Source organism: Ectopseudomonas oleovorans (assembly GCF_003052605.1).
GTDB classification, from domain to species: domain Bacteria; phylum Pseudomonadota; class Gammaproteobacteria; order Pseudomonadales; family Pseudomonadaceae; genus Aquipseudomonas; species Aquipseudomonas oleovorans_A.
Genome location: NZ_QASO01000055.1, coordinates 1 through 9,919 on the forward strand (window position 1 = coordinate 1; position 9,919 = coordinate 9,919).

Annotated in this window: 11 protein-coding genes and 2 pseudogenes; 6 read left to right on the forward strand and 7 right to left on the reverse strand. The window is 61.1% G+C overall.

All coding sequences use genetic code 11. The annotated features are described in order from the left end of the window. Positions 1 to 169 precede the first annotated feature (169 nt). Positions 170 to 1,525 (reverse strand): IS1182 family transposase, encoded by a 1,356-nt coding sequence (locus tag DBO86_RS10015; RefSeq protein ID WP_042858280.1) that lies wholly within the window; start codon positions 1,523 to 1,525, stop codon positions 170 to 172. 83 nt (positions 1,526 to 1,608) lie between these two features. Then, a pseudogene (locus DBO86_RS10020) lies at positions 1,609 to 2,163 on the reverse strand (site-specific integrase); the annotation flags it as partial. A 109-nt stretch (positions 2,164 to 2,272) separates the two neighbouring features. Between DBO86_RS10020 and dusA the strand changes: the two are divergent. After that, positions 2,273 to 3,283, forward strand: a complete 1,011-nt coding sequence (gene dusA / locus DBO86_RS10025; protein ID WP_108233603.1) for a tRNA dihydrouridine(20/20a) synthase DusA — start codon at positions 2,273 to 2,275, stop codon at positions 3,281 to 3,283. Between the two features lie 10 nt (positions 3,284 to 3,293). Here dusA and DBO86_RS10030 read toward each other — a convergent pair whose 3' ends face one another. Next, positions 3,294 to 3,578: a hypothetical protein gene (locus DBO86_RS10030; protein ID WP_003461360.1), complete on the reverse strand. Its 285-nt coding sequence runs from the start codon at positions 3,576 to 3,578 to the stop codon at positions 3,294 to 3,296. Between the two features lie 195 nt (positions 3,579 to 3,773). Here DBO86_RS10030 and tal point away from each other — a divergent pair, with 195 nt between their 5' ends. Beyond that, on the forward strand, positions 3,774 to 4,700 hold the full coding sequence (tal, locus tag DBO86_RS10035; RefSeq protein WP_003461359.1) for a transaldolase: 927 nt from the start codon (positions 3,774 to 3,776) through the stop codon (positions 4,698 to 4,700). Positions 4,701 to 4,831: 131 nt separating this feature from the next. Here tal and rssC read toward each other — a convergent pair whose 3' ends face one another. After that, positions 4,832 to 5,314 carry an anti-sigma factor antagonist RssC gene (gene rssC, locus DBO86_RS10040; protein ID WP_026088796.1) on the reverse strand — a complete coding sequence of 161 codons (483 nt, stop codon included), beginning with the start codon at positions 5,312 to 5,314 and terminating at the stop codon, positions 4,832 to 4,834. Between the two features lie 8 nt (positions 5,315 to 5,322). After that, positions 5,323 to 6,507, reverse strand: a complete 1,185-nt coding sequence (rssB, locus tag DBO86_RS10045) for a two-component system response regulator RssB (RefSeq protein WP_003461357.1) — start codon at positions 6,505 to 6,507, stop codon at positions 5,323 to 5,325. Positions 6,508 to 6,723: 216 nt separating this feature from the next. On the opposite strand from rssB, the gene DBO86_RS10050 reads away from it, so the two are divergent. Next, positions 6,724 to 7,023 carry a PilZ domain-containing protein gene (locus tag DBO86_RS10050; RefSeq protein ID WP_003461356.1) on the forward strand — a complete coding sequence of 100 codons (300 nt, stop codon included), beginning with the start codon at positions 6,724 to 6,726 and terminating at the stop codon, positions 7,021 to 7,023. Positions 7,024 to 7,080: 57 nt separating this feature from the next. On the opposite strand, the gene DBO86_RS10055 is transcribed toward DBO86_RS10050, so the two are convergent. Continuing rightward, entirely contained in the window at positions 7,081 to 7,785 is a 705-nt protein-coding gene (locus DBO86_RS10055; RefSeq protein ID WP_108233604.1) for an MlaA family lipoprotein, read from the reverse strand. Positions 7,786 to 7,889: 104 nt separating this feature from the next. Here DBO86_RS10055 and DBO86_RS10060 point away from each other — a divergent pair, with 104 nt between their 5' ends. Together DBO86_RS10060 and DBO86_RS10065 are read left to right on the forward strand one after the other, a co-directional pair. Beyond that, positions 7,890 to 8,300 (forward strand): acyl-CoA thioesterase, encoded by a 411-nt coding sequence (locus DBO86_RS10060; RefSeq protein ID WP_003461354.1) that lies wholly within the window; start codon positions 7,890 to 7,892, stop codon positions 8,298 to 8,300. An 89-nt stretch (positions 8,301 to 8,389) separates the two neighbouring features. Beyond that, a pseudogene (locus tag DBO86_RS10065) lies at positions 8,390 to 9,119 on the forward strand (IS5 family transposase); the annotation flags it as partial. Here the strand turns inward: DBO86_RS10065 and DBO86_RS10070 are convergent. After that, positions 9,023 to 9,841, reverse strand: a complete 819-nt coding sequence (locus DBO86_RS10070) for a thiolase family protein (RefSeq protein ID WP_341865946.1) — start codon at positions 9,839 to 9,841, stop codon at positions 9,023 to 9,025. The pseudogene DBO86_RS10065 and the gene DBO86_RS10070 sit on opposite strands and share 97 nt — an antisense overlap. Between DBO86_RS10070 and DBO86_RS26570 the strand changes: the two genes are divergently transcribed. Further along, positions 9,825 to 9,919, forward strand: a 95-nt coding sequence (locus tag DBO86_RS26570) for a hypothetical protein (protein WP_244185501.1), incomplete at its 3' end; no start/stop codon positions are given. The genes DBO86_RS10070 and DBO86_RS26570 overlap by 17 nt on opposite strands.

A 9,919-nucleotide genomic window follows, 5' to 3' on the forward strand; every position in this document is an offset into this window, starting at 1 on the left:
CTAGCAGCTTGTCGGACTTGACCCCGCAAGAAAGGATAGAGCGGGATCAAGGTGCTTTTTGACGCGTTGCCGTTCCTTTCAGACATCTGAGTCCGCTGGCGCGACCCCAAGGACGTATCTGCACGCCTGGGCCGCCGTTTGAGCGGCCTCAGGGCGTACCTTTCTACCTTTACGCGGCACGCAGTACATGCAGGCGCTTGATGTTCCAGGCCATGGTCACCAAGCTCCATTCACCTTGAGCCTTGGCGAGTCCGCGCATGCTCATTTGCCGCCAGCCCATCACCCGCTTGATGATGCCGAACACCGGCTCAACCGTCTGCTTGCGCAGTTTGTACAGCGCTCGGCCACTTTGCGTGCTCAGGCAATGGGCCATCTGCTCGACCGGGTCGCTCGTCTGCGGTGACGGCGAGTCGGCGGCAAAGCGCTCCAGCACGGGCAAATGATGCGATTCGCGCTTGAGCGCCAGCAGCGGTTCGATCTCGGCTGCGTGGCAGGCGCTCACGTTGGCTTGGCTGAAGAAGCCGTTGTCCGCAATCAGCGTTTGCACCTCGCCCAGCGCGGCGGGCAAGGCCGCAATGCGCTGCAGCGTAGGGACCACTTCGCGCTTGTCGTTGCTGGCCTGGGTGACATGCTGTGTGATGACCAGCATCGTCTCGACATCCACCCCGGCCTGAGCGTTGTAGCTCTGCTCGAAGCCGCCGCTTGAGGCGGGCATGATGCGCGATTCTTCATCGGTTAGATTGACTTGATCGCTGTCTTTGGGGCCGGCCGCAGGTGGTTCGGGATCCTTGCCCCGCGGCTTCTTGCCGGCCTTGCGTTGGGCCTGACGCTTGGCCGTCTTGACCTCGAATTCCTGCTGCTCGACGGCGTGTCGCTCAGCCGCGCGCTGCTCGATCTTGGCCTTGGCCTGGGCAATGGCGCTGAGCCGATCTTCACGCCGGGCAATCTCGGCCGGTACATCCATGCCATCGGGCACGGCGGCACGGTCACTGTTCTCGGCCAGCGTCAACAACTGCTGGACTTCCTCGCGTAACTGCACCTCGATCCTGTTGGCATAGCCCCAGGACAAGGCTTTGTGCTTACTGGCATTGGCATCGATCTTGGTGCCGTCGAGCGCAATGTGGCCAAGCTTGAGCAGCTTCATCTCACGTGCCAGCAGCAGCACCTGGACGAACAGCGATTCGACCGCCGTCAGGAAGCGCCGACGGAACGTGGCCAGGGTGTCGTGGTCGGGGTGAGTGTTGGCCGCCACATAGCGAAACGCCACCGAGTCGTAGGTCGCGCGCTCGATCTTGCGGCTGGAGTGCACGCCGTTGGCGTAGCCGTAGATCAGCAGGCCAAGCAGCACGGCCGGATGGTGTGCGGCCGACCCCCGGCCGGCGTATTGGCCGGTCAGTTCGCGCAGATCGAGTTGCTCGATGACCTCAACCACGAATCGCGCCAAGTGATCATTCGGCAACCATTCGTCTACCGAGGGCGGCAGCAGGTACGCGGTGTCACGGTCAACTGGGACAAAACGGCTCATAGGGACGGGCTCTCGGTAGCAGAGCCCCGATTGTCGCGGATACCCCCAACGCGCGGAAGACTTGGAAAGTCCGACAGACTCCTAGGTCGCCGATCACGTTCTCGACTTCGAGACACCATACCCAGCTTACGTAGCACCTTGCGCGCATCAGCCATCGCGCTCGCGTCGACCTCATATCCCCAGGCAGGCTTAGCGACTGACAGGACAGCGCCAAGATGTGCGAGATCGTTTCCAACCGTCTGCGCCTGGACACCACCTCCCTCCTGGCTCATCCGCCATTGCGCGTACTCGACCAATTTCTGGCTCGTCAGATTGACATCAGCAATTTGGCCTAGCCAGGTCTCGCTGATCGCTTTCAAGGTAGCTCGCTTGGTTTTTCCGAGCGGACGTATCAGCTCGTATTCATCAAGATAGCGCTCAATGATTTTCTTGAGCGGCACATCCTCCCGCGAAGCCTTTTCAAGAGCGCCTGGCAACGCCAGTTCGGCCTCCCTCCTCATCATCCAAGCGCGAGCAACCGGCTTACGGTCGAAGGACTGGCTTTCTTGGTAGACTATGACTCCCTTGCGGCGCAGCCGAATCTGAACCGTGTACTTGGTCTGCCCGCTTTTGTTCACGCGCCGAGTGATCGTTCCCACATCGCTCACCATCAGTGCTAAAAATGCATTTACCAGTGCTAAATTTTAGCACCACATGCGCAAAAACGGGCAGAAATAAGCCATTTTGGCCTTTAACCGATCTAAACAAATGCCTCTAGAATCAGCCTCAAAGCCAGCCACCACGCGCTCTTCCCTGTCCCGCCGTTTTTCCGTCGCCCCGATGATGGACTGGACGGACCGTCACTGCCGGTTCTTTCTCCGCCAGCTGTCGCGTCATGCCCTGCTCTACACCGAGATGGTCACCACCGGCGCGCTGATCCATGGCGACCGCGAGCGTTTCCTGCGTTACAGCGAGTGCGAACATCCGATTGCCCTGCAGTTGGGCGGCAGCAACCCGCAGGACCTGGCGACCTGCGCGAAGATGGCCGAAGAGCATGGCTATGACGAAGTGAACCTGAACGTTGGTTGCCCCAGCGATCGGGTGCAGAACAACATGATCGGCGCCTGCCTGATGGGCCATCCGGCGCTGGTAGCCGACTGCGTCAAGGCCATGCAGGACGCCGTGAACATCCCGGTGACGGTCAAGCACCGCATCGGCATCAATGGCCGTGACAGTTACGCCGAGCTGTGCGATTTCGTCGGCCAGGTGCGTGATGCCGGTTGCCGCAGCTTCACCGTGCATGCGCGTATCGCCATCCTCGAAGGCCTGTCGCCAAAGGAAAACCGCGAGATCCCGCCGCTGCGTTACGACGTGGCTGCCCAACTCAAGCAGGACTTCCCCGACCTGGAGATCATCCTCAACGGCGGCATCAAGACCCTTGAGGAATGCGAGCAGCACCTGCAGACCTTCGACGGCGTGATGCTCGGCCGCGAGGCCTATCACAATCCCTATCTGCTGGCGCAGGTGGACAGTCGCCTGTTCGGCGCCGCGGACGCGGGCATTACCCGCATGGACGCCCTGCTCGCACTCAAACCCTACGTCGAACAGCATCTGCGCGAGGGCGGCACCCTGCATCACGTCAGCCGTCACGTGCTGGGCCTGGCTCAAGGCTTCCCAGGTGCGCGGCGCTTCCGCCAGTTGCTGTCGGTGGACATTCACAAGGTGCAAGACCCGCTGGCGCTGCTCGATCAGGCAGCCGAACTGCTACGCGGTCATTGATCCGGCGCGCTCAGACGATAGCGGCTACGCCCCGTCGTCTGCACCAGGCCATTCTCCTCCTGCTGCGCAGCACCTGGCGCACGCTGACCAGCGACAGCGGTTCGCCGGCCTCACTCAATTGCTGGTGGAGTGCGCGCGCGGATATTTCCTGCTCGTCATTGGCGCTGCACAGCGCCTCCACCACCTTGAGCCGGGGCATGCTGAGGCGCAGCCCGGCGGCCTGCAGCCACTCACGGCACTGACGCGTATCCAGGCCTGCGGAAACTGAACGAGAAAGCAGGGTTTGGGTCGACATGTTCGGGCTCCTTGGCAGCTCGTCTACAGTCGGACTCCACCGACTTCGGTACGTTCTCACGTACCGTCATTACTAAAGACGAACGAGCCAGCGAAAAGCGCAGCCCGAAAAGGTAAATTTTGTCAGTGACCCGACCGTTGAGCGCTTGCAGCGCCTCGGGTAAGGTCATGCCATCTGCAACGACAAGGCCTCGTCATGACCTCCAAGCTGGAACAACTCAAGCAGTTCACTACCGTAGTCGCTGACACCGGTGACCTCGACGCCATCGCCCGCCTGCAACCGGTGGATGCCACCACCAACCCCTCGCTGCTGCTCAAGGCGGCGGCCCTACCCCGCTATGCCGATCTGTTGAATCAGGCAGTGAGTGCCGGCAAGGGAGACCTGGGATTGGCCTGCGATCACTTCGCGGTGGCCGTCGGCCAGGAGATCCTCAAGGTCATTCCGGGGCGCATTTCCACCGAAGTCGATGCGCGCCTGTCGTTCGACACCGACGCGACCCTGCGCCGCGCCGAGCGCCTGATCGGCCTTTACGAAAAAGCGGGTATTGGCCGCGATCGCGTACTGATCAAGATAGCTTCGACCTGGGAAGGCATCCGCGCCGCCGAGCAGTTGGAAAAAGCCGGCGTGCAGACCAACCTGACGCTGCTGTTCGCCTTCGCCCAGGCACAGGCCTGCGCCGATGCCGGCATATTCCTCATCTCGCCGTTCGTGGGGCGCATCTACGATTGGTACAAGAAGGCCGAGGGCCGTGATTTCGTAGGCAACGATGATCCTGGCGTGCAATCGGTCACGCGCATCTACGACTACTACAAGGCAAACGGCTACGACACCGTGGTGATGGGGGCAAGCTTCCGCAATCTTGGTCAGATCGAAGCGTTGGCTGGTTGCGACCGCCTGACCATCAGCCCCGACCTGCTGCAGAAACTGGCTGAGGACGATGGCCAACTGAGTCGCCAGCTCGCCCTGGGTGCTAACGGCGAACCTCGCCAGAGCCTCGATGAAGGCGGCTTCCGCTGGGCGCTGAACGAAGACGCCATGGCCACCGAGAAACTGGCCGAAGGCATCCGCCTGTTCGCCCGCGATCAGGAGAAACTCGAAGCCCTGCTGGCCGCCAAGGCCTGAATGACAAAGGGGGCGTCAGCTTGGCTGACGCCCCTTTTCATCGCGAGTTAGAAAGTAGAGCGCGTTGTGCGCACCAACGACTTTCTCGGCAGATATCGGTGCGCGCAGCGCACCCTACGGAAAACAATCGATCAGTGCCGCTCGAGCGCGCTGACCAAATCGTGAAAGGCCTCGCGGTTGGAGTCGTTGAGCCCCATCAGAATGCGGTGCGCTTCCAGCACCTTGGCCTTCACCACCTCTTCGGACTGATCCTGCGAAGGCAGATCATCCAGACAATCCGGGCAGGGAATCGGCCGATCGACGATGTTGAACACCTGATCGAAACCCATGGACTCCAGCAAACGGGTGATGTCGTCGTGAGTGGTGACAACGGTCGGCAACAGGCCCACCTTCTGCCGCGACAGAATGGACAATTTCGCCAGCAAACCGAGAGTCGTGCTGTCGATACTGCGCGTTTCAGTCAAGTCGATGACGATGGCCGAAAAATTCAACGCGGTGAAAATCTTTTCAATCGTGGCATCCAGAGCTGAACACAGCGTCAGACGGACTTCACCGACAAACTTCAGGACGAAGGTTCCATCCTGCTCGGCGAATTGGATGCGACCGGGGCTTATCCCAGGATTCATGCAAGGTTCCTGCTCAACACCAGCAAGGCGATATCATCCGGCATCTCGCCCAGATTGGCCAGACCGAGAACTTGACGCAAACCGCCCAGCGTACCGCCAGCCTGGCTAACCAGTTGTGGCAGCGCCAATTCCTTCTCTTTCAGCGTATCGCCCGGCAACAGGTCGAGAATGCCGTCGGAGAGCAGGGTCAGGCTGAAAGACTCAGGCAACTGCATCACCAGATCGCCGTATTCGGCTTCTTCGAAAAGGCCGACCGGCAGACCGCGGCCTTCCAGGTAACGCGCCTGACCATTCTCGAACAGCACCGGCAATGGTAGATGCCCGCCGATGCTGTAGGTGAGCATGCCGCTCTCCTCGTCGATCACGCCGCCGAGCATGGTCACGTGTTTGCCCAGCTTACAGTTGATCAGGCCGCGGTTGATGTGACCGAGCACATCCGAGGGCTTGAACTGCGGCAGCGTACCGCCACGCCGCCACTCGTAGAGCAGGCGCGTGGTCATGAACTTGAGCAGCACGGTGACGAATGCCGAGGACGCCCCATGGCCGGAGACATCGGCCAGGTAGAACGCGATGCGGCGCTCGTCGATACGGAAGTAATCGACGAAGTCACCGGACAGGTACAGCGACGGAATGATCAGGTGCGCGAAGTTCAGGCCATCGGCCTGCCAGGGCGTCACTGGCAGCATGTTCATCTGTACCTGACGGCCGGCGTTCTGGTCCTCCTGCAATAGATGCAGGCTGGCCTGGAGCTCACGATTGGTCGCCTCCAGCTTCTCGCGATAGAGCTGGTTCTCGACGCGCAGACGCGCACGATCCAGCGCGCGACGCACCGAGTGCTCCAGCACCGCCAGGTCTTCGAGAGGTTTGATCAGGTAGTCGGCAGCGCCGAGACGCAGGGCTTCGACGGCATCGTTCATCACGCCGGCACCGGAAACGACGATCACCGGTACCTCGACACCCAGCGCGTTGATACGTCGAATCAGTTCAAGACCGTCGACCTGCGGCATGCGCAGGTCGCAGATCATCAGGTCGGGGCCTTCCTGCTGGAACACTTCCAGCCCCTGCAAACCGTTGTTGGCCTGCAACACCTTGAAGCCGCTGTCCTCGAGGTAGGCCGCGAGGCTTGCACGTACGACATCGTCGTCGTCGATGATCAGCAGAGTGGCACTGGTTTTGTGCATGGGGTATCCAGGCAAACTGCGCCAGGGCAATTTTGGTCACTGCCCATGGCGCGGCGCCGCATCTATGGCGCCAGGGCGATTTCAAGGGGCAGACGGTACTCCCATCTGCCGGCCGATTCAAGCCGGAACCGGTCGTCGTTCGGCGGCTTTACAGGTCAAATCGACGAGGGTTATAAGAGCCGCGGGAGAGCTCATAAGAAGACGAGGACAGGGTCCATGAGTCAGAATGATCGAGCGTACAGCGAGAAACGCGACTACATCCGCATGCGACTGGAAGCTGCAGTCGTCCTCCATCACGCTGGCCGGGAAATCCCTGCACTGTGCCTGGATCTTTCCAGTACCGGCATACAAATCGAGGCTGAAGCGGCCCTGAGCATGGGCGACAAGGTCAAGGTCCACATCCCTTCAGAGCACAGCGAGCTCGCCGGCCTCGACGCCCAGGCCGAAGTGGTTCGGATCAGCGATCTGGGCGACGGTCGTCAATCGCTGGGCTTGGCAATCATATCCATGAGCTGAAATCTGCATTTACGAAAAAGGCGGATCTAGAGCCGCCTTTTTTGCATCTATCAGGACTTAGAAGTCGTCTTCAACCTGCCCATCTTTCACCTTGAACTCACGGCTCTGCAGGTAGGCGTTGCGGATGAAGATGTACTTGTCGCCGCTGACCAGTCGCTCGGCCTGCAGCAGATTGGCACGGGTGTCGACCACCTGTACGCCACGAGTGACGTTGCGGGTCGGCACATGGTCGATGTACGGATAGGGGGTCAGGAAGCTATCCGGTACACGCCCGGCAGCGTCGCGCACGGTGCTTGGGCCGAGGAGCGGGATGACCAGGTAAGGGCCGCTTTCCAAACCCCAGACACCCAGGGTCTGACCGAAGTCTTCGTCATTCTTGCGCAGGCCCATGTGCTTGGCCACGTCGAAGAAGCCCAGCACACCGAAGGTGGTGTTGAAGATCAGGCGACCGGTATCGACGCCGGCGTTGTGCAACTTGCCCTGCAGCAGGTTGTTGGCCAGGTTGCCAACGTCGCCGATATTGCCGAAGACGTTGTGCACGCCATCTTCGAGAAACTGCGGCGTGACAGCCCGGTAACCCTGGGCGATCGGCTTCAGCGCATAGGTGTCGACGGTATCGTTGAAGCGGAAGATGGGGCGATTGAAACTTTCCCAAGGATCTTCTTCCGAAGCGGCCTGACTCATCGCAGGCAGCAGGCTCAGGCCAACGAGGGCCATCAGGCCACCCAGGCGCGCGATCCAGCGAGCACCGATCACATGCATTTAAATCTCTCCTTGAGGATAATAATGTGGCCACCGCCAGCGGGCCGAATGCCGCGTAGTATAAAGCCTTGAGCCCTGATTGGGCAGCATAGCGAAGAAAAGCGATGACCGACGAAACCTTGCTGCATACAGCACACATCCCCGTACGCTGGGGCGACATGGACAGCTACGGGCACGTCAACAACATCATCTACATGCAGTACCTGGAAGAGGCTCGTGTCGCCTGGTTCGAGCTGGCCGGCGTAGCCTTGAGCAACGTGCCATTCGGTCCGGTGGTACTGCAGACCCAGCACACCTACCTGAAACCGGTGATCCACCCCGCCACCGTGGTGGTGGAACTGCGGGCAGGCGTGGTGGGACGCAGCAGCCTGGTGATCGCACACCGGCTGACCACCGCCGAAGACCCGCTCACGGTCTATGGTGAGGGTTACTGCAAGCTGGTGTGGATCGATCATGAAAGCGGCAGGTCGGTGGCCCTGCCGAAGCATGTACGCGGCCTGTTCAACGTCACCTAGCAGCTTGTTGAAATTCGCCCACGCCCTGTCTGGTTTTGCGGCGTGTGGTTTACGATATTGGCTCCAATCTGCCGGAGCTCTCGATTTCCATGCGTGGAGCCGATATCACCCAGGAGTCCCTGTTCACTGTCGCCAAGCTCGATGACTTCGTGCCGGTGAATCATCCCCTGCGCGCCATCCGCAAGCTGGCCAACACCGCTCTGCAACGGATGAGTGCCCTGTTCGACACCTTGTATGCCGACACCGGCCGCACCTCGATTGCCCCGGAGAAGCTGATGCGGGCGCAATTGCTGCAGCTGCTCTACTCGCTGCGCAGCGAGCGCATGCTCATGGAGCAACTGGGCTACAACCTGCTTTTTCGCTGGTTCGTCGGCCTGGCCATTGACGACCCGGTGTGGGATCACTCGGTGTTCTCGAAGAACCGTGACCGCCTCAATGCTCACCGTGGCCGCCGAGTTTCTGAGCGAAGTGGTGCGCCTGGCCGAGAAGCAGGGACTGATGTCGGATGAGCACTTCTCGGTCGACGGCACCCTGCTGCAGGCGTGGGCCTCACAGAAGAGCTTCCGCCCCAAGGACGACTCTCCGGATGACCAGGAGCCCGGGCCGCGCAATGCCCAGCCGGACTTCAAAGGGCAGAAACGCAGCAACGACACCCACGCCTCGACCAGCGATCCGGATGCCCGGCTATACCGCAAGAGCCACAACACCGGCGCGCAGCTGAGCTACATGGGGCATGTGCTGATGGAGCATCGCAGCGGCCTGGTGCGCAGTGCCCATGTCAGTTTGGCCGGCGGCCGTAGCGAACGTGAAGCCGCACTGGCGAAGCGGCCTTCCGTTATCGCCTGCTGGGCGCGGTGCAGCGACTCCAGGGCATAGGCATCCTGCTCCTCACGACTGAAGCGATACTGCTGCGCACAATCCTCGGCGAAGGTGCCCATCAGCCGGCCGCGCTCGAAGGCGTCCTCCAGGCCGTCGAGGAACATGTGGTCGGGCACCTGACCATGGCCCATGCGATAACCACCACGGGCACGCGTCAGCAGATACGGCGCGTTGGACATGCTCTCCATGCCGCCGGCCACCAGCACTTCGCTGCTACCGGCCAGCAACTGGTCATGGCCGAGCATCAGCGCCTGCATGCCGGAGCCACACATCTTGTTCAGCGTGGTGCACTGCACCGCCTGGCTCAACCCTGCGCCCAACGCCGCCTGGCGCGCCGGTGCCTGGCCCTGGCCGGCCTGCAACACGCAGCCCATCAGCACCGTGTCCACCGCCTCGGCCGCAAGCCCGGCGCGCTCCGGGTCGAGCGGATGGCGGCGGCGCCCAGTTCGGCGGCGCCTAGGGTCTGTCGCCGAGAAAACCACCCATGGGGTGCGGGCGGCGCTGACGATGACAATGGGATCGAGTTGCTGATTCATGAGTTTCACCTTCAATTGCGTACCCCAATGAGATGGACTCCTCCCTCCTACGGCGTCATTGCGCCAGACTGAAGGTTGTAAAACAAGCAATCCCGGAGGGGGAGCCCGCATGAAACTTAAACGCATAGGCGTGGATTTGGCAAAGCAGGTTTTTCAAGTTCATGGTGTCGACAGCCATGAGCAGGTCAAATGCCGCAAGCAACT

Excerpts from the sequence above, each read along its gene's own strand:
- DBO86_RS10015 (WP_042858280.1), bottom strand. The coding sequence starts at position 1,525 with ATGAGCCGTTTTGTCCCAGTTGACCGTGACACCGCGTACCTGCTGCCG.
- dusA (WP_108233603.1), top strand. The coding sequence starts at position 2,273 with ATGCCTCTAGAATCAGCCTCAAAGCCAGCCACCACGCGCTCTTCCCTG.
- DBO86_RS10030 (WP_003461360.1), bottom strand. The coding sequence starts at position 3,578 with ATGTCGACCCAAACCCTGCTTTCTCGTTCAGTTTCCGCAGGCCTGGAT.
- tal (WP_003461359.1), top strand. The coding sequence starts at position 3,774 with ATGACCTCCAAGCTGGAACAACTCAAGCAGTTCACTACCGTAGTCGCT.
- rssB (WP_003461357.1), bottom strand. The coding sequence starts at position 6,507 with ATGCACAAAACCAGTGCCACTCTGCTGATCATCGACGACGACGATGTC.
- DBO86_RS10050 (WP_003461356.1), top strand. The coding sequence starts at position 6,724 with ATGAGTCAGAATGATCGAGCGTACAGCGAGAAACGCGACTACATCCGC.
- DBO86_RS10055 (WP_108233604.1), bottom strand. The coding sequence starts at position 7,785 with ATGCATGTGATCGGTGCTCGCTGGATCGCGCGCCTGGGTGGCCTGATG.
- DBO86_RS10060 (WP_003461354.1), top strand. The coding sequence starts at position 7,890 with ATGACCGACGAAACCTTGCTGCATACAGCACACATCCCCGTACGCTGG.
- DBO86_RS10070 (WP_341865946.1), bottom strand. The coding sequence starts at position 9,841 with ATGCGTTTAAGTTTCATGCGGGCTCCCCCTCCGGGATTGCTTGTTTTA.